Source organism: Romboutsia timonensis (assembly GCF_900106845.1).
In the GTDB taxonomy this organism is placed as follows: Bacteria; Bacillota; Clostridia; order Peptostreptococcales; family Peptostreptococcaceae; genus Romboutsia; species Romboutsia timonensis.
Genome location: NZ_LT629850.1, coordinates 2,039,066 through 2,061,162 on the forward strand (window position 1 = coordinate 2,039,066; position 22,097 = coordinate 2,061,162).

The 22,097-nt window shown below is 27.0% G+C and carries 19 protein-coding genes; 2 read left to right on the forward strand and 17 right to left on the reverse strand.

The window, feature by feature from the left end:
- Positions 1-12: 12 nt before the first annotated feature.
- The 14 genes from BN7997_RS12285 to BN7997_RS12355 form a co-directional block, all read right to left on the reverse strand.
- A complete protein-coding gene (locus BN7997_RS12285) occupies positions 13-348 on the reverse strand; it encodes a sigma factor (protein WP_071121048.1) in 336 nt (111 codons plus the stop codon).
- Positions 349-498: 150 nt separating this feature from the next.
- Complete coding sequence (locus BN7997_RS12290) at positions 499-1,269, reverse strand: alpha/beta hydrolase (RefSeq protein ID WP_071121049.1); 771 nt, start codon at positions 1,267-1,269, stop codon at positions 499-501.
- A gap of 290 nt (positions 1,270-1,559) precedes the next feature.
- Positions 1,560-2,890, reverse strand: a protein-coding gene (locus BN7997_RS15310) for an IS3 family transposase (RefSeq protein ID WP_408638337.1) whose coding sequence is annotated in 2 segments (ribosomal slippage) — positions 1,560-2,503 and positions 2,503-2,890 — 1,332 coding nt in all. Because the reading frame shifts where the segments join, the coding sequence is not laid out codon by codon here.
- A 124-nt stretch (positions 2,891-3,014) separates the two neighbouring features.
- Positions 3,015-5,942, reverse strand: coding sequence for an insulinase family protein (locus BN7997_RS12305; protein WP_071121050.1), 2,928 nt, complete (start codon positions 5,940-5,942; stop codon positions 3,015-3,017).
- A gap of 57 nt (positions 5,943-5,999) precedes the next feature.
- Positions 6,000-6,638, reverse strand: a complete 639-nt coding sequence (locus tag BN7997_RS12310) for a hypothetical protein (RefSeq protein ID WP_071121051.1) — start codon at positions 6,636-6,638, stop codon at positions 6,000-6,002.
- 60 nt (positions 6,639-6,698) lie between these two features.
- The gene (locus BN7997_RS12315; RefSeq protein ID WP_071121052.1) at positions 6,699-7,559 is read right to left on the reverse strand and encodes a RelA/SpoT domain-containing protein; all 861 of its coding nucleotides are present in this window, start codon (positions 7,557-7,559) and stop codon (positions 6,699-6,701) included.
- 172 nt (positions 7,560-7,731) lie between these two features.
- Positions 7,732-9,087 carry a C40 family peptidase gene (locus BN7997_RS12320; protein ID WP_071121053.1) on the reverse strand — a complete coding sequence of 452 codons (1,356 nt, stop codon included), beginning with the start codon at positions 9,085-9,087 and terminating at the stop codon, positions 7,732-7,734.
- 226 nt (positions 9,088-9,313) lie between these two features.
- Positions 9,314-11,617, reverse strand: a complete 2,304-nt coding sequence (locus BN7997_RS12325) for a glycoside hydrolase family 65 protein (protein ID WP_071121054.1) — start codon at positions 11,615-11,617, stop codon at positions 9,314-9,316.
- Between the two features lie 21 nt (positions 11,618-11,638).
- Entirely contained in the window at positions 11,639-12,298 is a 660-nt protein-coding gene (gene pgmB / locus BN7997_RS12330; RefSeq protein WP_071121055.1) for a beta-phosphoglucomutase, read from the reverse strand.
- A 47-nt stretch (positions 12,299-12,345) separates the two neighbouring features.
- The gene (locus BN7997_RS12335; RefSeq protein ID WP_071121056.1) at positions 12,346-13,347 is read right to left on the reverse strand and encodes a LacI family DNA-binding transcriptional regulator; all 1,002 of its coding nucleotides are present in this window, start codon (positions 13,345-13,347) and stop codon (positions 12,346-12,348) included.
- A gap of 130 nt (positions 13,348-13,477) precedes the next feature.
- Complete coding sequence (locus BN7997_RS12340) at positions 13,478-14,296, reverse strand: carbohydrate ABC transporter permease (protein ID WP_071121057.1); 819 nt, start codon at positions 14,294-14,296, stop codon at positions 13,478-13,480.
- Complete coding sequence (locus BN7997_RS12345; RefSeq protein WP_071121058.1) at positions 14,296-15,225, reverse strand: carbohydrate ABC transporter permease; 930 nt, start codon at positions 15,223-15,225, stop codon at positions 14,296-14,298. Before BN7997_RS12345 ends, BN7997_RS12340 begins: the two co-directional genes overlap by 1 nt.
- 67 nt (positions 15,226-15,292) lie before the next feature.
- Positions 15,293-16,612, reverse strand: coding sequence for an ABC transporter substrate-binding protein (locus BN7997_RS12350; RefSeq protein ID WP_071121059.1), 1,320 nt, complete (start codon positions 16,610-16,612; stop codon positions 15,293-15,295).
- A gap of 104 nt (positions 16,613-16,716) precedes the next feature.
- Positions 16,717-16,917 (reverse strand): hypothetical protein, encoded by a 201-nt coding sequence (locus BN7997_RS12355; protein ID WP_143023207.1) that lies wholly within the window; start codon positions 16,915-16,917, stop codon positions 16,717-16,719.
- A 72-nt stretch (positions 16,918-16,989) separates the two neighbouring features.
- Between BN7997_RS12355 and BN7997_RS12360 the strand changes: the two genes are divergently transcribed.
- The gene (locus BN7997_RS12360) at positions 16,990-17,964 is read left to right on the forward strand and encodes an IS30 family transposase (protein WP_071119190.1); all 975 of its coding nucleotides are present in this window, start codon (positions 16,990-16,992) and stop codon (positions 17,962-17,964) included.
- A gap of 24 nt (positions 17,965-17,988) precedes the next feature.
- On the opposite strand, the gene uvsE is transcribed toward BN7997_RS12360, so the two are convergent.
- A complete protein-coding gene (gene uvsE / locus BN7997_RS12365; RefSeq protein ID WP_071121061.1) occupies positions 17,989-18,792 on the reverse strand; it encodes a UV DNA damage repair endonuclease UvsE in 804 nt (267 codons plus the stop codon).
- Between the two features lie 172 nt (positions 18,793-18,964).
- Here uvsE and BN7997_RS12370 point away from each other — a divergent pair, with 172 nt between their 5' ends.
- Positions 18,965-20,536, forward strand: coding sequence for an oligosaccharide flippase family protein (locus BN7997_RS12370; RefSeq protein ID WP_071121062.1), 1,572 nt, complete (start codon positions 18,965-18,967; stop codon positions 20,534-20,536).
- 94 nt (positions 20,537-20,630) lie between these two features.
- Here the strand turns inward: BN7997_RS12370 and BN7997_RS12375 are convergent, their stop codons facing one another.
- Complete coding sequence (locus tag BN7997_RS12375) at positions 20,631-21,494, reverse strand: alpha/beta hydrolase (protein ID WP_083335112.1); 864 nt, start codon at positions 21,492-21,494, stop codon at positions 20,631-20,633.
- 161 nt (positions 21,495-21,655) lie between these two features.
- The gene (locus BN7997_RS12380) at positions 21,656-22,078 is read right to left on the reverse strand and encodes a zinc ribbon domain-containing protein (RefSeq protein WP_071121063.1); all 423 of its coding nucleotides are present in this window, start codon (positions 22,076-22,078) and stop codon (positions 21,656-21,658) included.
- Between the last annotated feature and the right edge of the window lie 19 nt (positions 22,079-22,097).

Consider the following 22,097-nt stretch of genomic DNA (forward strand, 5'->3'; position numbering starts at 1 on the left):
TTTTCAGCGCTTTCATAAGCTATATTTATTTATTTTTAATAATCTATCTTCTTTTATTTTTTCATATTCTTTTTTCTTTATTATTTTTCGCTTATAATCGAGTGCTATATATTTTGCTTTTATAAAAACAAATGTTTCAAATTTTCCTTTTTTATTATCATAAGTATGTATATCATTATAAACAGATATAAATACATCACTTATACATTCTTCAATATCTTCTTTATTTGAATATCCTTTTAAAATTGAATTCACTATATAAGATATTTTATCTGAATATAAATCTACAATATAGTCAATACCTCTATGGTCTTTCTTTTTTATAAGTTTTATTATTTTATTTTCCATATCTAACCTCCTTTCACATTATACTACGTATAATTTTTTATAAAACTCTTAAAAATTTATTTTAATTTATAAGAAAATTACTATGAATAATGTCTAATAGTTTAAATAACCCTATAATATTAAAGAAGACACAATAAGTTAAATTTATATTTAACTTATTGTGTCTTCTAAAAATCTTTGAAATACTTTTAATATTTTATTTAGTTCATCTTCATTATAGTAAAAATGTCCAGACTTCTCTAAATTTATAATTTTATAATCATTTTTCAAATTTTTATAAAATAAATTTAAACTTTTATTACTAACAAGTTCCTCTTTTTTAGTATGTATAATTAATGTTGGTATAGCTATGTTTTTAAGCTCTCTCTTCACCATTACTATAAGCTCAAATAAATCTTTATATCTTGGTATCCATCTAGCATAAGTTACTAATGAACTTCTATCAACACTCAATGCATTATAAGCATATTTAGTTAATGTATCTTCATCTTTAATTTTCCCTAAAGCTATTTTTATACTACTTATCATCATATCAAATCGTACATGTACCTTAAGTGGAGTTGATATTAATATAAGTGATTTTACTTTATTTTTATATTTTAATGATAACAGTATTGATAATAATCCTCCCATAGAATGACCTACTAATATTATATTTTCGTACTTATCTTTGTACTTTAATATCTCTTTTTCCACAGAATTTATCCATTTTTTCATACTACTATTAGCAAATTTTTTACCACTTCCTCCATGCCCATCAAGTAGAATTGCTGAATATGAAGAACCTTTATTATATACAACCTCTGTAAATTTTCTAAACTGCTTAGGACCTTCTAGTATTCCATGTACAAATATTACCATAGTATTTGATTCTTTATTTTCATATAAAAATGGTGTCTGACTATCTTTTTTTATATCCATCTTATACCCCTTATTAGACCTTAGATTATATACTTAATAATATCATTAAAAGATGTTTATAAAAATATTCATATATATTTTTATTATTTAATCTGTTGTGCTAGTTATTTTACTACACATATTGAAATTACTACATAAAGTTTTTTACAAAGAATATAAACTATTCTAAACTCTAGTATTTTCAATAATTAAATCTAACTAGCACAACGAGTTATTTATATACAATATAAAAAGTGCCTTAAAATTATAAAGTGTACCCTTTGTCAAGGACAATTTAAAAAAAGGTATTTCTAAGAAACAAGATGATTTCTGTACTGAACAGGAGTCATCTTGCTTAAATTCCATTGATATCTATAATTATTATAGTAATCCATATAATCATCTATTTCTTTTATCACTTCTTCTAATGTACTACATTTGCTAAGAATAACTTCATCTTTAAAATGCCCAAAGAATGATTCTTGTGGAGCATTGTCCCAGCAATTGCCTCTCCTTGACATAGATTGTTTTAAACCTAATTGCTGTACTTGCTTTTGAAATTTAGGACTCGTGTAATGAACACCTTGATCTGAGTGTAAAATAGCTTCGCTATGGAGTTTTAAATTCACATTTGACTTAAGTTTTTCTAGTGTATTTAAAACAATATCTAACCGTAGGTTATCTGAGACATAATGAGCTAATATTTCATTTGTAGAGGAGTCTTTTATTGTAGACAAGTATGCTTTTTTTCCATTTTTATAACTTAAATATGTAATATCTGTTAATAGCACTTTATATGGTATATCTTGCTTAAATTCTCTGTTTATGAAATTAGAAACAATAGTATGCTCTTTACTTGCTTTCATCATACGTCTGTAAGGATTCGCTTTTCTATACGGGCAAACTATTCCATATTTTTTCATGATTCTCCTAATACGCTTTAAATTATATATTATATTAAATCTATCTTTTAAAACCATTTTTATTTGTCTTGCACCTTTTTTACGTCCTTTAAAGTTAAAAGCTTTTAATACATTTTCTTTTGATAAAATATCTTTATCTTCTCTTGATTTTCTTAAATCCTTGCTTTCTGATGAGAAGTATTTATAATACCCAGAACGTGATACACCTGCAACTTTACATAAATAACTTATCATATTTTTAAGTTTATATTTTTTTATTGTAGACTTAATAATCTCATATTTTTCACAAGAAAATAAACTTACTTCTTCTTTAACACTCTCCTTTCTATCATATCTAACTTTTTTAGTAATTCATTTTCAGCTTGAAGTAACTTCATTTTAGCTTCTAGTTTTTTGTATTTTTCTTCTATTGAAAGATCTTTCTCAATAGGTCTTCCAGTATTGTATTTGCGAGTATCTGTAAGTTTTATAGCTCCGCCATTTTTAAAGGCCGTACGCCATCTGCTAGCAGAAGATTTAATCCTTTGCATGCCTATAATATCGATATTGAAGCCACACTCTTCAAATATTATTCTAGGAAGTTTACCATTGATACTTTCATTTATAAATATTTTTTTAAATTCATCGGTATAGGTAATACCTTTCGAACTTACTTTCTTAATGTATTTGTTTTGTTTTAATATTATTATTTCCTGTTCTGTAAATAATTTTTTACTCATTAAAATTTTCTCCGATCTAATTATTATTTATTTAATTATATACAAAAATACCCTATAGAGTAGACCTTTTTATTAGTTGTCTACTCTATAGGGTACATTTTATTAATTAAGACACTTTTATACATTAATTAAATACATTTATTAAATTTTTAAATACATCTTTGTCAGCTTTAATTTTCTTTTCATCACCAACGACACATATAAAATCTTTCTTCATTATATCTTCTATAAGCTTATTATACTCTTTTATAGTTTCAACATTTGTAGCTAAAACTTCATCTCTTTCTCTCTGTCTATCTTCCTTAGTTATACCTCTCATATACATACCAAGAGCTTTTTCACCCTTAGATGCTGGAGTTAGTGGCATATCTAAATTACTTATAGTACCTATAATATATTTTGTCATCTCTCTATCTGAAACATCAAATGATTTTATAAAATCTGGTGCTTCATTAAAAGCCTTAAGAGTTTCAGTTAAGTTAGGGTCTCTATAAGATACAAATGCCATATTACCAGTTCTTGCAATAGTTGACATACATCCATATGCTCCACCTTTAACTCTTACTCTATTCCATAAATAATCATATCCAAGTATAGTTTTTAATACTAATAAACTTCCATTGTAGTCATATCCAAGCTTTTTAAAGTTGTATCCTTTACATACATAATCTACATTAGCAGGAGTCATTAATCCTTCATTTTTTTGTTCTTCATTAAATGTATAATCATTATTATTTAAAGATTCAGTAGATAATACATCAACAACTTTGTTCATATTTTCTTTTAATAAGTTTAATTCCTTATCTTCACCAGTTATAAATACCATTAAATTATTTTTATTAAATATAGTATTTTGTAATTCATATAATTTAGATTTTAAGTTTTCTATTTTATTGTCAAAATCATTTTCTATATCTTTTAAGAATTTATAATAATCATATCCTGATATTTTTTCCATATATGATGCTGCAGGCGAGAAATATGAAGCAACTCTTCCAACTGCAACTTGGTGCCCTGCTTGCATAAGCATCATTTCTATTCTTGAAATAAGCTCTCTTATTACTTCTCTTATTCTCTTGTTATCTTCAAATAAAGAGTTTTTAACTATATCAGCCATTATTTCCATAGATTTGTATATCTTATCATCCATAACCTTAGTGCGTACTTCTAAGAATGGATAGTATTTATTTTCATCTTTATCATTTCCATATACGTTATTTCTAAAGTACATATCACCAGTATTTATAAGTATTTCATTAGATAGTTCTTTATAGTCATAAGTTTTAGTATCAACTTTTGCAAGTAAATTACCTAATAAACTAAAGTATGGTATATCATCTTCTGCTATACATTTTCCATAGAACATAAAGTTTAAGTAAGCAATATTACTTGTAAATGTATTACAATGAAGTATTTCTATATTATTATGTTTAACTTTATTTATAGTTAAATCTTCAACTTCTTTTCCTATATCGTCTAAACTAAGTAGTGGTATAGTTTCTAAAAGTTCTGGTGAATCTGGCGTACTTTGACGAAGTATTAAGTTGTTAGTTTCTTCTACTATTTTATTTAATTCTTCTTCACTTAAACTATTTTTATAGTTTTCTAATTTTTCTTTTAACTCATTTTCTTCTCTTTGTGCTAATCCTTTTTCTGGTTTTAATGTAAGTAAAGATGCATGAGTATTGTCTAACATATATTTTTTAATAAGCTCTTCAAAGTGATTAGTATTAAGAGACTTCTTGACATTTTCTATAGCGTGTTCATATTTTATATGCATAAGTGGGTCCCCACCATATAGCCAACTATCCATAGCATTCATATAATATACTAATCCTTTTGGATATCCACCAGTATCTGCTTCTCTTAATCTAAATTCAAATGCATTTATACACCCTTCTATAAGCTTTTTATCTATTCCATTTTTTACAATATCATTAAGTGTATCATAAACTACTTTTCTAAATTCTTCTTTTTTACTAACATCACTATTTTTAGCTATTATACTAAATACAGGTTGAAGTATTCCTCCATCAAAGCTACCAAAAACATCTTTTCCTATTTCTGCATCAAGTAGAGCTTTTTTAAGTGGTGCACCTTCTGCCTCAAGAAGTATATATTCTAATAAATTTAAGTCCATATAAACTTCTTCATCAGTTGATCTTCCTGTTACATAGTTTAAAGCTAAGAAAGTTTTTTCACTATCATCATCTTCTTCAGATATTGAGTAAGTATACTCCACATCTTTTATGCTATTATATTTTTCTTGTGGCTTAATTTCTGCATCTATTTCTTTTCTATCAAAATCAGCTAAGTATTCTTCATTTATGAATTTTAAACATTTTTCTAAATTCATATCTCCATATAAGAATATATAACTATTAGATGGATGATAGTATTTTTTATGTGTATCTATAAATTGTTCATATGTTAAATCAGGAATATACTTTGGATCTCCTCCTGATTCATTTGAATAAGTGTTATCTGGGAACAATGTTTCTTGGATTTTTCTCATTAGTATTCCTTCAGGAGATGAGAAAGCACCCTTCATTTCATTATATACAACACCTTTATATGTTAATTCATCTTCTTTTTTCTCAAGGTCATAATGCCATCCTTCTTGCATAAGTATTTCTTTAGTTTTATATATATTTGGATAAAATACTGCATCTAAGTACACATCCATTAAATTAAAGAAATCTTTTTCATTTTGACTTGCTATAGGATATATTGTTTTATCGCTAAATGTCATTGCATTTAAAAATGTATTTAAAGAACCTTTTACAAGTTCAACAAATGGCTCTTTAGTTGGGAATTTTCTAGATCCACATAATACACTGTGTTCTAGTATATGCATAACACCTGTGCTATCTTCTGGAGGTGTTTTAAATCCTATTGAAAATACTTTATTAGTATCATCATTTTCCATATGTAAAAGTCTTGCACCTGTTTTTTCATGTTCAAATATTCTAGCTATAGAATTTACTTCTTTTATATTTTCTTCTCTTACAAGTACAAATCCATTATAATTTGTGCCTATTTTATATTCCATTTTAGCCTCCTTAACATAGTTTTATTTATCTATTTATATTTACTATAATATATATATTTATTCCCTATTTTTTAATAAATAATTGTTATTATCTATTTTAAATCCATATTTTGTGTATAGTTTATTTAAGTCTTCCTGACTTATAACACTTTTAAAAGGTATTGCTCTTCCTTTTAGGATTTTTATAGGTTTAAAATTATAAGTTTCACTATAGTTATTATAGTTTTTTAATCTACTATTTATGTTATCTATAATAAAGTTCAAATTATCTAATAACATAGAACCATATCCATTTTTTCTATTTCCAGATACAAATTCTTCTAAATATAATATACCACATTTTTCCTGATAGTATGTAGCTTTCATATAAGTATCATATTTATCACCTATTATTATTCTTATATCAATATTTAAATTTATATATATTTCGTTTATATCAAATTTGCTTACTAAACAAACTAAATTATTAAATTTATCATACATTGTATAAAATTGTATATCACTTGAATCCTTTATATGTTTCTTCAACTTTTTTATTAGTTTAACATAATAGTTATAATCTTTAACTTTTTCTTCGTCATATATATCTTTTTCTTTTGCAGGTATAGTTTTATATTTACATTTTATTATATATTTAAAATTTTTAGATACTAAGTTAGATTTGATTTCTTCTATCCTACTTTCTAAATCTATCATAAAACCCCCACATATAAGTATTATTTAATAAATCTTATATATGAGGGTTATGAATTATAACTAGTTTATTATGCTTTCTATATTTTTTATAAATAACTTTTTATCTTTTTCATCTAAAGCTTCATTTTTTAATATATTTTCTTTAAGCTCTAATATCTTTTTATTTTTTTCTTCTATTTTTTTATTGTATTCACTTTCTATATCTTTAAAATTTTTACTTAATAAATTTATTAAAGATGCCATTTCATCAGAGCTTCCTGCTATTCTATTAAGCAACATTAGGTTTTGTTCAAGTATTTCTGGTATCTCATTTAGTGAATATCTAAGTTGATGATCAATTTCACCATATCCTTCTTCAAATATAGTTCTAACTTGTACTTCTGTTATAACTTTTTCTGTAGTTGGATATGATTCTATTAAGTAATGAACTGAACGGTATCCTGATAATCTAGAACAAACTTCAATTCCTAATTCCTCAAATGTCTTGGTATTATCTCCTTTTCTAATGTTTGCAACTATCTCATTTACATTCCACATCTTAGTTATAAAGTTATGAATTTCTTCCCAATCTTCTTTAAATATATGTATTACTCTTATTCCTACTAAATCTGTTATTTCATCTTTATAATTTTCTACTGTAAAGTTAAAATCCTGTCCATATTTTCTTCTTCTATCTTCTGTTTTTCTTATAATCTTCTCTATTAAATGATTCTCATCTTTAACACGTGCTTTAACAGAGTGTACTTTTTTATGTTCCCTAAGTATATTTGAAATTAAATTTGCTTGAGTTTCATAACTTTTTCTATACATACTATAGTCATTATAAATTTTGTCTAACTCATTCCAGTCTATATTGTTATCTATTAAAAATTTTTCATCTATATTATACTCTTTTAGAAATTCATCTTTATTAAGTACCATAATAGCCTCCTTAAGTAAAAAATATGATATTAAAATACTTTTCTATTCATTAATATAGTAAGCATATTTTAATAATAAATAAAGAAATTTAAATATTTTTATGCAAAAATACCTCAATTGAAAGATTATAAATCTATCTTTTGAGGTATTTATATAAAGTATTTAATTTATATTATAAAACTCTTCTTGCTCCTACATATGCTTTGTTCCAGTAGCTGTTGTTTATGCTAACTTTCTCAACATTTTTACCATTTCTTGGAGCATGTATCATTTGTCCATCTCCTACATATATAGCAACATGTGTTATATTACCAGTTCCATCAGTACTTGAGAATATTAAATCTCCTGCTTTTAAGTTTGATCTACTTACAGCTACTCCTGCGCTGTATTGAGCAGACGAAGTTCTAGGCAATGTTATACCAGCTGCATTTTTATATACATAGTATATAAGTCCTGAACAGTCAAAACTATTAGGTCCTTCAGCTCCCCATACGTAAGGCTTCCCTAATTGCTTGTGAGCTAAGTCTATTACTGCTTGTACTTTATTAGTAGATGGTGTTGATGGCTGTTCAACCACACTATTTGCTAAGTAGCTTCCACTTACCCATCCTATTGTTCCATTTGATGTTTTTATTTTTTTCCATCCATTTGATGCACTTTCTAGAACATCTACTACTGTTCCCTTTGATAACTTTGTTATTACTGAATAACTTGTTCCTGCACCTTTTCTCATATTTAGCGAGTCTGTATTTACTGTTGCTTTATATGATGTTTGTGATGTTGAGTTATCTGTTGATGGATATTCAACTACTCCAGTTGTTAAATAACTTCCGCTTACCCATCCTGTTGTTCCATTTGATGTTTTTACTTTCTTCCATCCATTTGATGCACTTTCTAGAACATCTACTACTGTTCCTTTTGATAACTTTGTTATTACTGAATAACTTGTTCCTGCACCTTTTCTCATATTTAGCGAGTCTGTATTTACTGTTGCTTTATATGATGTTTGTGATGTTGAGTTATCTGTTGATGAGTTTCCAGCTGATCCCGTTGTTAAGTAATCTCCACTTACCCATCCTGTTGTTCCATTTGATGTTTTTATCTTTTTCCATCCATTTGATGCACTTTCTATTACATCTACTACTGTTCCTTTTGATAACTTTGTTATCACTGAATAGCTTGTTCCTGCTCCACTTCTTACGTTTAATGAAGTTGCAGTTACTGTTGCTTTATATGATGTTTGTGAAGTACTTCCTGAATAAACTTTTATATAATCTCCACTCACCCATCCTATTTTTCCATTTGATGCTTTTATTTTATGCCATCCATTTGATGTTTCTAATATTTCTACTTTATCTCCTTTGTATAGCTTAGTAGTAATACCATAACTTGTACTTGGTCCGCTTCTTACGTTTAATGCATCAGCCGTTACTGTACCTTCATTTGAATTTGCAAATGAAGCTGTAGCTGATAATGCAAGGGCCATAACAGGTACGCTTACTCCTATCGCAATTTTTCTATTTAACATAATCAATCTCCTTTAAAATTAACAGATAATGTATCTTTTTTGTAACCTTTTGTATAATATATTTTTATTCATATACATCCATTATATAACATTTATGATTATTTATTCAAGGTATTTTGTTGATTCATGAAAATATTGGTCCATATCTCTCATATTATAATGAAATTTTAATTTTTATTTAGTATATAAAAAAAGTATGACGCCTTATGTATTAAGGCGTCATACTTTAGTTTAATGCAACATCTTTATTATCTATATATTCATTATTTTTTACTATATATTTTTTATCATAAACATTAATTTCTATATCATTACCTTCTAAATTAGTTATATTTACACCGTCTTTATTTACTTCTACTTTGAGTTTATTCTCTCTATAATTTATGTTAAAACTATAACTATTCCATTTATCAGGAAGCTTCGGACCAAATGATAAAGTTTGATTATTTGTTTTCATACCTGCAAATCCTTGAACTATAGATAGCCATGCACCCGACATAGATGTAATATGAAGTCCATCTTCAGTATCATTATTATAATTATCTAAATCAAGTCTAGCTGTTCTTGAATATAGCTCATAAGCTTTATCAAGATTATCTATTTCACAAGCAATTATAGAGTAAATCGAAGGAGATAGAGACGACTCATGAACAGTGTACGTTTCATAGAAATCAAAGTTTCTTTTCTTTTCATCAAAAGTAAATTTATCACTAAAATAATAAATTCCTTGAAGTACATCTGCTTGTTTTATAAAGCATGATCTAAGTATTTTATCCCATGACCAATTTTGATTTAAAGGTAGATTGCACTTTGGTAAATCCTTTACCTTTATAAATTCTTTATCTAAAAAATCATCATGTTGAACTATTATATCTAACTCTTCATCATAAGGTAGGTACATTTTAGCTGATATATTTAACCATTTTTTAACCTCTTCTTCAGTTACATTATTTCTATTTACTGATTCTATACACTCTTTTTCTAACTTAGATATATTTTCTGCTGCATATTCTAAGCACCATTTAGCTAGATAGTTAGTGTACCAGTTGTTATTTACATTATTATCATATTCATTAGGACCTGTTACTCCATGAATCATATATAAATCTTTTCTTTTATTTAAGTGCACTCTACTTGCCCAAAATCTTGCAACTTCAACTATTACATCTATACCGTATTCTTTTATATATTCATAATCTCCAGTATAATTAGTGTAGTTGTATATCGCATAAACCATAGAACCATTTCTATGAATTTCTTCAAAAGTTATTTCCCATTCATTATGGCACTCTTCACCATTGAATGTAACCATTGGATATAAAGCTCCATCTAAGCCTAGCTTTTTAGCATTTTCTTTTGCTTTATCTAACTGATTATATCTATATAATAAAAGATTTCTTGATACTTCTTTAGATGCTACACCAAGATAAACTGGGATGCAATATGCCTCTGTATCCCAATAAGTTGCTCCACCATATTTCTCTCCTGTAAATCCTTTTGGACCTATATTAAGTCTTGAGTCATCTCCATAATATGTTGAAAGTAATTGGAATAAATTATATCTTATCCCTTGTTGTGCTAAATCATCACCATCTATTTTTATATCTGCTGTTTCCCATCTTTTATTCCATGCTTTACTTTGTTCCTGTAAAACTATTTCATACCCCTTATTTGCTTCTTTACTTAATATACATTCAGCTTTTTCTACAAGTTCATTTTCCTTATAGTCCCTTGTAGTAGTTATAGCAACATACTTTTCTATATATATAGTTTCACTTTCTTTAATATCAAATACTAAAGTATTATCACTATAGTATTCTTTATTTGAGTAAGTATTTTTTTTAGCATCTTTATTGGATTTAATATTCATAACTGATGCTATAGTAAACACTTCTGTATTAAATGGATTATCTTTAGTTCTAGCTACTACACTACCATAGTTTTCTTTAGAATCTGTACTAACGTTAACCCAGAATGCTTCATCATAATTTGAATCTTCATTTTTTACATTTGAGTCTAAATATGGACAAAACATTACTTCTCCATCAAAATTTAATGCTTTTATCTCATACTTTATAACTCCTAATTCTTTAGCTACTATACTTAAGAATCTTGTAACTTTAGCTTCTATTTCATATCCATCTATGTTAGCTATAAATTTTCTAGTTAGAGTACCATTTTTCATATCTAACTCTCTATAAAAATCTTTTACCTCGGCTTTTCCTAAATCTAATATTTTTCCATTTATATATACATCAATACCTATAAAGTTTACACTATTTGGCACCTTACCAAAATAATTAGGATATCCATTTTTCCACCATCCAACACGTGTTTTATCAGGATACCAAACCCCTCCTATATAAGATCCTCTATGAGAGTCCTTACTATAATATTCTTCATAATTACCCCTCATACCCATATATCCATTACCTATACTCATTATGGATTCAGCTAATCTATTTTCTTCAAACTCTATTTTATCTTGAATTATCTTCCACTCATCAATAGTGTTAAATAAACGCTTCATACATATCCCCCTGTTAACTTTTTATTTATTAAATATATCCATTAATGTATCAAATTCTAAATATGTTGTATCTTCTACTACTAAATTTGCATTTTTTAATGTTTCTTTATCTCCAACTCCTACAGAATACATTCCAGATGTATTTATTGCTTCAATTCCAGAATATGCATCTTCTATCCCTATACAATTTTTAGCTTCAACATTTAAACCATTTAAAGCCATAAGGAATATATCCGGCGCAGGCTTACTATTTTTACATTTAGATGCATCTGCTATAAAATCAAAATAATTAACAAGTTTCAAATTATTAAGCACCATAGTCGCATTTTTACTTGCTGATGCTAATCCTATTTTTATATTATTTGATTTTATATTTTCCAATAATTTACTTATTCCTGGTAATATATCTTTAGGTGTTATATTTTCTATTAAGGATACATAGTACATATTTTTATCATTTGCCATTTTTTCTTTTTCTTCAATAGTAAAATCATTTTGCTTATTTCCATGTACAAGTATCCTCTCTAAAGATTCCATTCTACTTACACCTTTTAATGTTTCATTAAATTCTCTATCTATTTCTATACCTATTTTGTTTGCTAATTCTTTCCATGCAAGATAGTGATACTCTGCTGTGTCAGTTATCACTCCATCTAAATCAAATATAAATGCATCTATCATACTCCCAATTCCCCTTAAATTTAACTTTTTATTCAGAGTTTATATCATTATATAAAGGATTCTCTCTCTATAAATTCTGTATCTACTATATAGTGTCTTTTTGCATGCTCTTTACCTTCTAAATTATTTATAAGTAATTTTGCAGCACTATATCCTAACTCATAGGCATTTATATCAACTGTAGCAAGTGGTGGATTTTGATATGCTGATAAAGGTGTGTTATTAAATCCTACTATTGATATATTATCTATATTTTTTAATTTTAATTCTTTCATAATACCAAAAGCTATAAGATCATCAGTTGTAACAATCGCAGTTATATCTTTATTTTGTAAAAGCTCATTGCATGCACTTTGTCCTTCATTTTCTATGAATTCATCTTTATGTACAACAATACTTTCATCATAGCTTATTTTGTTATCAAAAAGTGCATTCTTATATCCTATAAATCTATCTTTAGACATATTAAGATTTTCAATAGCCCCTACAAAACCTATTTTTCTATGACCTTTTTTAATCAACTTCTCTACAACATTATACATTGCACTAATATTATCATTATTAACCCATAAAACTTCCTCTGGATTATCAGGTCTTCCAACTACAACAAATGGAAAATCTATGCTTCTTAAATAAGCTGTATTTTTATCGTCTTCACTTACTCTAAGAAGTATAACTCCATCAACTAAATTACTATTTATTATATCTTTTAAATGCTTTCTTTCTATCTGCTGAGTCTTACTAAATGTATAAGTTATATAGTAGTTTTTCTTTTGAGCATACATACTCATTCCCTTCATAGCATTTATGAAAAATGGATTATTTAATATATCATCCGCATCCTCAGGAAGAACTACACCAAGTATTCTAGTTTTATTATTTGCTAAACTTCTAGCTATTGCATTTGGTTTATAATTTAGTTTTTTTATAGCTTCATGTACATTTTCTTTAGTTTTTTCACTTATTTTAGGGCTATTAGATAAAACCCTAGACACTGTAGATGTTGCAACATTTGCCTCTTTTGCTACATCCTTTATTGTTACTTTCATGGCGTCACCTCTATATAATGCTTTCTATAATTATCTTAATATTAGAGTTTAAATATAAGCATATATTTAAACTCTAATATTATATCAATTTGACTTGTATACTTTTAAATGTTGTATCTTAATCCTATATTTATTTTATACTTCCTACTGTTACACTCTTTATAATGTGTTTTTGAGCAAAGAAATAGAATATTAAAACTGGTATTATTGTAAGTACAAGACCTGCAAGTGCTAAATCCCATTGCTTTGTGTATTGTCCAAAGAAGAAAAACATTGAAAGTGGTATTGTTCTAGTACCTGCTTGATTTATAACTAATGATGGTAATAAGAAATCATTCCATATCCAAACTGTATTAAGTATTGCAACTGTTATTGATATTGGCTTTAAAAGCGGAAATATTATATATCTAAATGTTTGCCACTTACTGCATCCATCTATTAATGCAGCTTCATCTAATTCTTTTGGTATACTCTTTACAAATCCATGATATAAGAATATTGCAGATGCAGAACCAAATCCTATATACATAAATATAATTCCTGGTACATTAAGTAAATTTAATTTCCCCATTATATTTATAAGAGGTAACATTATAGATTGGAATGTAACTAACATTGAAGATATAAATATAAATAATATCATATTACTTATTTTAGAGTTTGTTCTTTGTAGCATCCACGCTGCCATAGATGCAAATAGTACTATAAATACTATACTTATAACTGTTATAAATAAAGAGTTTCCTAATACTTTTATAAAATCTAATTGCTCCCATGCTCTAGTATAGTTATCAAGATTAAACTTTTCTGGTAAAGCTAGTGTACTTTCAAATAATTCCCCTTTTGTCTTAAATGAATTTACTATTATTATATAAAATGGCGATAAACATATTAATGCCAGTATTATACCTAATATATCTAGTGCTATCTTACTTAATTTTTTATTCATTATGCTTCCACCTCATCTTTCTTAGTCATATAAACTTGAACTAATGTTATAATACAAACAAATACAAAGAATATTACAGCTTTAGCTTGAGCTAAATTCATTTTGTTATATGAAAATGCTGTTTGGTAAATATTTAATGCTAGCATTTGAGTTGCATTACCTGGCCCTCCATTAGTTAATGCTAAGTTTTGGTCAAATAACTTAAATGAGTTCGAAAGTGTTAAGAATAAACTTATTGTAAATGATGGTCTTATCATTGGGAAAGTGATAAGTTTTATTCTTTGCCATGCATTTGCTCCATCGATTTTTGCAGCTTCATTTAATTCTGGTGGAACATTTTGAAGACCTGCTATATATATAACCATAACATATCCTGCCATTTGCCAAGCCATAATGATTACCATTCCCCAAAAACCTGTAGTTGAATTAGATAACCATCCCATCATCCATTCTTGACCTAGTGATTGACCTACAGCATTAAATACATTAACAAATATGAATTGCCATATAAAACCTAATATTAATCCTCCAATTAAGTTTGGCATAAAGAATATTGTTCTAAGTAAATTACTTATTTTTGATTCCCTAGTTACTAGTAATGCTAAGAAAAATGCTATTACATTTATAGAAATAACTGATACTATAGTAAATTTAACTGTAAACCAAAGTGAACTTCTAAATCCTTCATCATTAAATACTTTTATATAATTTTTAAGTCCAACCCATTCTATATTAGAACCTATACCATTCCAATTTGTAAATGAATAATAAATCCCTAATATTAATGGAATAAGTACAACTAATGAAAATGCAAATAAACTTGGTCCAACAAATGACCAGTAAGCTATACCATGCTGACTTTTAGATTTTTTATTTAACTTTTTAACTTTAGTTTTTGATTCTTTAATTTCAACTTTAGCTTGTGACATAAACTATTCCCCCCTTTAAAATTATAGGAAAGTACAAGTGTACTTTCCTTTTGAAATATTAATTATCTTATTCTCTTTCCTCAGCCCATGTTTTTTGAGCATTTTTAACTAAATCTTCCCAGCTCATGCTTCCATCTAAATATTTTTGTATATCAGCACCAACAACATTTTCTCCCCATCCACTTGGGTATCCCATAAATACCCATGGCATAGTTTTTCCATTGTTAGCATAATTTAATACTTCTGCTGATAATGGATCCTTTGGTTGTAATTCATCACTTTCATATCCTTTAAATGCTGGTATAAAATTAAAGTCATTTATTATCATTTCTTTACCTTCATCAGAAGTATATAGCCAATTTAAGAAATCTTTAGCTGCATCTTTTTCTGCATCTGATTCACCTTTATTTATAGACCAATACATTGGAACACCTACTGGTATAGAGTCTTCTTTAACTCCCTTAAGTGGCATTGGTAATATTCCTGAGTTAGCTGCTATATCAGCATTTACTCCTTCTATTCCTCCATATGCCCAGTTACCCATTTGAACCATAGCTACTTTACCAGTTGAGTATTTTTGCTCTATTTGCATAGCATAGTCAACAGAGTTTATAGATCCTTTTTTACCATCTGGCATAAATGCATAGTCAGCTTGTAAATCTAATAATTCTTTTAATTCTTTATTGTATGTAAAGTTTAAGATCTTAGCTTCATAGGCTTGCTTTCCACTTTCAAATTCATTTCCTAATGCAACATTTAGTAAGTGAAGTCCTGTTACCCATTTTTCTTTTCCTGGAACTGCAAATACTGCTTCAATCCCTAATTCATCTTTTTTAGAATCTAATGTCTTAACAGCATTTTCTAATGCTTCATAAGAAGTTATAGTTGCTGGGTCAATACCTGCTTTTTCAAATATTTCTTTGTTATATATAAATCCATATCCTTCTTGGTTAAAAGGCATACCAAATACACCTTCATCATTTGTTACTGAACCTAATGTACCATCAAATGCCTCATTAACCCAAGGTTGATCTGATAAGTCCTCTAATTTAGATGTCCAGTCTTCAACATCCTGTGGTCCACCAATATTAAATATAGTAGGTTCTTGACCTGATTGGAATTTAGATCTTAATGCAGCACCGTAGTCATTTCCCCCTCCTACAGTTTCTATATTTATATCTACATTAGGATTTTTCTCCTCATAAACTTTTGCTGCTTTTTCTAGTGCATCTTTAGCCTCTACTTTAAATTGGAATATATCTACTACAACCTTGTCTCCTGAAGCATTCCCTGAACTATCGCCTCCATTTGAGCTACTACATCCAACTACACTTGTACCTACTAATACTGTTACAGTTAATAAACTTAAGATTCTTTTTAATCCCATTTTTAATCCCCCTATTCTTTTCAGAGCAATCGATTGCACTGTTTATATTTTTATAGTAGCACAATATATATCATATGTGCAATCGTTTTTCAGAAATATTTTAATTATATTTCAAAAGTGCTGTTGTCTATAAATTTTATATCTTTAGTTATATGCTTTAAATCTTTGACTAATGTGTTAAGAGTTATATCTTTTTTCTTAGCTTCAAGCATAACATCAAAATCCTTATTAACACTTTCTTTAGCCTTATATATAAACTCTAAAAACTTTTTTGCATCCCTGAATTGTATAATTAAATCAGACAAATATATAAACAAAAAAAGACACTTATGATATACTTAGTTAACCTACTAAAATCAACAAAAGGAGTACCAAAAATGTCTTTTAATCATATTAACATAAATCAGCTAACAAATCTAGAAGCAAATTACTATTTAGGCGTGAAAGCAAGAGCTTGCGCTCAAAGAATGAAAATTGGAAAAGATAAAGTTTACAGATATTACAAGCTATTTATGCAAGGACTTACTGTTCAAGAAATATATAATCAATACCTAATAAATAAATCTAGATGTGGAAGAAAGCCCATTGTATTAAGCAAAGAAAAATTAGATGATATCAATAATAAGCTAGAAAATGATTGGTCTTTAGATGCTATCGCAGGAAGAGATAAAATAGATGGAAAAGATGAAAAAATATCAACAAAAACATTATACAAATTAGCAAAACAAGGTGTAATAGATATAAATAAGTTGAGACGTAAGGGTAAAAATAACCCGAAGGGTCATAACGAAACAAGAGGTAAAATTAATACATGTAAAACAATTCATGAAAGAGATGAAAAGTATCCTAATGCTAAAACTAGTATAGAATATGGCCATTTTGAGGGAGATACTATTGTAGGAAAAGCTAGAAAATCAGCTATAGTTACTTTAGTAGAAAAGTATTCAAAATATATTGTATTACTTAAAGCAAGTAGAAAGAGTGAGGATGTTAAAGAAGCAATTTGCAAATGGCTATCATCTTTACATAAGTCGTGTATATCTACTATTACATTTGATAGAGGTAAAGAGTTTTCAAAATGGTCAGACATAGAAAAAGATAGTTCAGTTAATATTGAAATCTACTTTGGAGACCCTGGATCACCAGGTCAAAGAGGGCTAAATGAGAATTCAAATGGAATAGTTAGAAAAGATTTACCTAAGTCTACAGATTTATCTGCATATTCTCAAGAAGAATTAAATATGATTGCGTATAAATGGAATTCTATACCTAGAAAATCACTAGACTATAAAACACCAAATGAGGTTATAAAAGAAGCAACTGGATTTGAAAGCTTACTTACATTTGCTTAGTGATTCATAAGTAATTTGTCTGATTTAAATTGACAATTCAGGATCTATAAAATCTGCATGTTTTCTATCATTTTCAAATTCCCTAGGACTTGAAAAATGTATTTTAGGTGGTAGTTTTTCCTCTTCCCAAGTACTAAATACTTTTGGTAATAAGCTTTTAATATCTTCTTCACAGCTGTTACAATTATGATGATGTACATCAAGCACCATTGGTAATTTTGTCTGTTTACAAATCTTTAACACTTCTTCTGCATTAAAGGTTTTATCATCATTTTCAAGTATTAATCTATTAGTTATTCTCTGAGGAAATTTTTTTAAATTATATATAAATCTATCTGATGCAAGATCCTTTCCTCCTTTAGCACCACCTATGTGTATTACCATTTTTCCATCCTCATAATTCATAGCTTCAAATAAATCAACTTGCATATTAAGAGTTCTTAAAGTATTTTCAACTACACTTTCTTTATCACTATTTATAACATTAAATTGATCAGGATGAGCATCAACTCTTAAATTATTATCTTTTATCAACTTTCCGATATATTCTAAATCTTTTTTAAAATACTTTAAATAATCCCACATTACATCAGGGTGAGTTGCTAAAGGTATAAAATTTGATGTCATTCTATAAAAATGTATATTATTTTCTATATTATATCCAAGTATTTTTTCAAGTGCTTCTATATTAGAGTAAGTTACTTCTTTAAGTTTTTTTAATCTATTTTCTTCATCCATTTTTAAATATCGTGAGTATGTCAATGTAGATGATGATGTAACTTTATCTAAATTTAATGCTATTGCTACATATCCTAGTCTTATTCTCATTTTAGGTTCTCCTTATTGTTTAGTCATTAGTATTTTTAGTACTATCTAATATTCATATTCATGTGATTTTTTCTTCAATATTAAAAATTTTTATTTAAATAATATTTAGTAACTTTTTTTCATATATATGAACATGCTATATATTTAAACAATTTATATTAGGAGAAAAACTATGAAGAGAAAAAAATTAATACTGAATGCGTTTATTCTGACATTTGCAACAATGATGATAGGATTTGTAAGCACGTCATTTAGAGTATATCTATCTAATAAAATCGGTTCAGAAGGTATAGGACTTTATCAACTTATAATGAGCATACATGTAATGACAACTACTTTAGCTATATCTGGAATTAGAGTAACAACTACTCGTCTTATAGCTGAAGAACTTGGAAGATCTAATATAAAAAATATTAAATCAATTTTAAGAAAATCAATACTATATAGTTTACTTTTTAGTACTACAACATTTTTACTTGTTTATAACTTTGCAGATATAATAGCTCTTAAATGGATAGGTGATTCTCGAGCTATAATACCTATAAAAATATTATCTTGCAGCCTACCATTTATAGGAATTAGTGCTTGCTTCCATGGTTATTTTTATGGAATGAGAAAAATAATAAAGAGTGTTTCCTCTGATATAGTTGAAGTTGGAACAATGATGATAATTATTATTTCATTTATGGGAATATGCTTACCTAAAGGCCTAAACTTTACTTGTGCTTTAATTGCCATTGGAACAAGTCTTGGTAATATAGCTTCTGCTATTTATTTTTGCATATTATTTTTATTTGAAAAAAAATCTGGATATAAAAGCGGATATAGTAGAAATAATAAATATAGTTTTTTTAAGATTTTCTCTATATCTTTCCCTATAGCATGTAGCTCTTATATCCAAACAGGACTTAAAACTATTGAAGATTTGTTAATACCAGATGCACTTAGAAGATATGGTTCTTCAACAGCTTCATCATTATCTATATTTGGTATGATAAAAGGAATGGCTCTGCCTATTTTAAATTTTCCATCAATATTTTTAGCATCATTTTCAACTCTTATAATACCTGAAATTGCTGAAGCAAATGCACTTAATCAACATAAAAGAGTTATATATATAATATCTAAAGTATTTAAATTTACATTATTAATTGCCGTATTTGCATCAGGATTATTTATGATATTCTCTAATGAATTAGGATTAGCAATATATAATGATACTCAAGTTGGATTAATGATGAAAATATTAGCACCTCTTATACCATTTATGTATTTAGACAGAATAGTTGATGGAAGCTTAAATGCTCTAGATTATCAAATGAGTACATTAAAGTTTAACTTAATTGATATGACTGTAAGAATATTTTTAATACTATACTTGATACCTAAAAAGGGTATAGAAGGATTTATTATAGTTTTATTTGTAGGAACCCTTCTTAACGCTTCTTTAAGTATACATAAGTTATTAAAGGTTACTAATATACAATTTAAACTATTAAATTGGATTATAAAACCTGGATTTTGTATAACTCTTGCTGGATACTGTATAAAATATGGTCTAGCTTACATTAATTTAAATTTACATATTTCTATTCAAATAGTATTAACTATATCATTATATTTTGTTTTACTTATATTATCTAAATGTATAACTAGAGAAGATATATCCTGGTTTATTGAAGATTTTAAGGCTGAACCAATATGTGTAGAATGGAATGATTTAAGTATATATAAAAGACTTTAAAATTAGCTATGCTTAAACAAAATATTGGTAAATCACTTCTGCCACATCCGTTATTTAAAATATATAAATAATTAAGGCTACCAATTTGGTAGCCCTAATTATTATCTATATTTTTAAGTAATTTAACTATACTATTTAATGTAATATTTAATTGTTTTTCTTCACTTATTAATGCATCATAGTCGCCTTTTTGCTTTCCGTAATCACCAAACTGAGCATGATTTGCACCTTCTATTTCTACATAAGTTGTATTTTCTGGTAATTTATCTTTTGATTCGATAAGATTTTCAAATTTTATAACTCCATCCTTACTTCCCCATATAGAAACTACTTCTTTTCCTAATTGTTTAAGATCATCATTTGATGGATATGATGCAAGAAGTACTACTCCATCTACATTTTTATTCTTTGCTGCAAATCTAGATGCAACAACACCTCCTAATGAATGACCTCCTACAACCCAAGATTTTATATGATCGTGTTCTTTTATAACTTTCTCAGCTTTGTTAGGATCTAGCATAGCAAAGTTTAAAGGCATATCAAGTATAATTACTTCATATCCATTTTCTGCTATTGCCTTACATAGTGGTGCATATGCTTTTGCATCTACTTTCGCTCCAGGGTATAATATAAATCCTTTAGTTGCCTCTTTTCCTTTTGGAGTAAAAGTTATATTTCCATCTACAGTTACTTCTACCTTATTATCACTAACTAATGAATCTAGTGCTAGTTGTCCTGGTTTATAAGATGTTCCTATCCAATTAATAATCCCTACTAAAAAAACTATAACTAATATACTTAAGCCAATTTTTATATTTTTTTTGATTCTATATTCTTTATGTTTAATTATTTCTTCATTTTCATCATCTTCATCTTTCAATAGAGGCCTTTGAAGTTCCATAGTTATACTAAACGTATCCTCTAAGTTAGTGTGTTTTTTCTCTACTTTTTCTGCCATACTCTCCCTCCATAAATCTAAAATACTATATTATAGTTTACCATACATAAAAATTTTTTTCATTAAAATTAAGTTTCAAATTCATTACAAAAAAGCTATGTACAAATTTTGTACATAGCTTTTTTCTTTAGTTTAATGTAATTATTATCTTATAAGATAAATTATAATTTAATTCCACAGCAAGCACAATAAGCAGAATCTTCTTCATTTAATGAATTACATCTTATACATTCAATTAAATAATTTTCTTCTATTTCTACTTTCTTGCCACAAGATCCACAAAACTTATTTTCAGAGTTTAATACACTACCACACTCACATACTAGATCTTTTGATTTTTCTTCTAATTTTTTTATTCTTAGATTATTATTATATATTAACTTATCTATCTCTAAAATTTCATTACATATATTATCAAAGCTATCGTCTATTATTATTTCATTTCTTATTTTTTCATATGTCATTATACCCATATCTAATAATAAATTAGCCTTTTTTATTTGTGCATTTTCTATTTCCATATATATATCATTTTTTTCATTTTCTATTTTATTTCTTGAAAACTTATTACTTATATTTTGCATATTAACATACTCTCCATTT

Bases quoted from the DNA above. Each gene is read 5' to 3' on its own strand.
- BN7997_RS12285 (WP_071121048.1), bottom strand. From the start codon at position 348: ATGGAAAATAAAATAATAAAACTTATAAAAAAGAAAGACCATAGAGGT.
- BN7997_RS12290 (WP_071121049.1), bottom strand. From the start codon at position 1,269: ATGGATATAAAAAAAGATAGTCAGACACCATTTTTATATGAAAATAAA.
- BN7997_RS12305 (WP_071121050.1), bottom strand. From the start codon at position 5,942: ATGGAATATAAAATAGGCACAAATTATAATGGATTTGTACTTGTAAGA.
- BN7997_RS12310 (WP_071121051.1), bottom strand. From the start codon at position 6,638: ATGATAGATTTAGAAAGTAGGATAGAAGAAATCAAATCTAACTTAGTA.
- BN7997_RS12315 (WP_071121052.1), bottom strand. From the start codon at position 7,559: ATGGTACTTAATAAAGATGAATTTCTAAAAGAGTATAATATAGATGAA.
- BN7997_RS12320 (WP_071121053.1), bottom strand. From the start codon at position 9,087: ATGTTAAATAGAAAAATTGCGATAGGAGTAAGCGTACCTGTTATGGCC.
- BN7997_RS12325 (WP_071121054.1), bottom strand. From the start codon at position 11,617: ATGAAGCGTTTATTTAACACTATTGATGAGTGGAAGATAATTCAAGAT.
- pgmB (WP_071121055.1), bottom strand. From the start codon at position 12,298: ATGATAGATGCATTTATATTTGATTTAGATGGAGTGATAACTGACACA.
- BN7997_RS12335 (WP_071121056.1), bottom strand. From the start codon at position 13,347: ATGAAAGTAACAATAAAGGATGTAGCAAAAGAGGCAAATGTTGCAACA.
- BN7997_RS12340 (WP_071121057.1), bottom strand. From the start codon at position 14,296: ATGAATAAAAAATTAAGTAAGATAGCACTAGATATATTAGGTATAATA.
- BN7997_RS12345 (WP_071121058.1), bottom strand. From the start codon at position 15,225: ATGTCACAAGCTAAAGTTGAAATTAAAGAATCAAAAACTAAAGTTAAA.
- BN7997_RS12350 (WP_071121059.1), bottom strand. From the start codon at position 16,612: ATGGGATTAAAAAGAATCTTAAGTTTATTAACTGTAACAGTATTAGTA.
- BN7997_RS12360 (WP_071119190.1), top strand. From the start codon at position 16,990: ATGTCTTTTAATCATATTAACATAAATCAGCTAACAAATCTAGAAGCA.
- uvsE (WP_071121061.1), bottom strand. From the start codon at position 18,792: ATGAGAATAAGACTAGGATATGTAGCAATAGCATTAAATTTAGATAAA.
- BN7997_RS12370 (WP_071121062.1), top strand. From the start codon at position 18,965: ATGAAGAGAAAAAAATTAATACTGAATGCGTTTATTCTGACATTTGCA.
- BN7997_RS12375 (WP_083335112.1), bottom strand. From the start codon at position 21,494: ATGGCAGAAAAAGTAGAGAAAAAACACACTAACTTAGAGGATACGTTT.
- BN7997_RS12380 (WP_071121063.1), bottom strand. From the start codon at position 22,078: ATGCAAAATATAAGTAATAAGTTTTCAAGAAATAAAATAGAAAATGAA.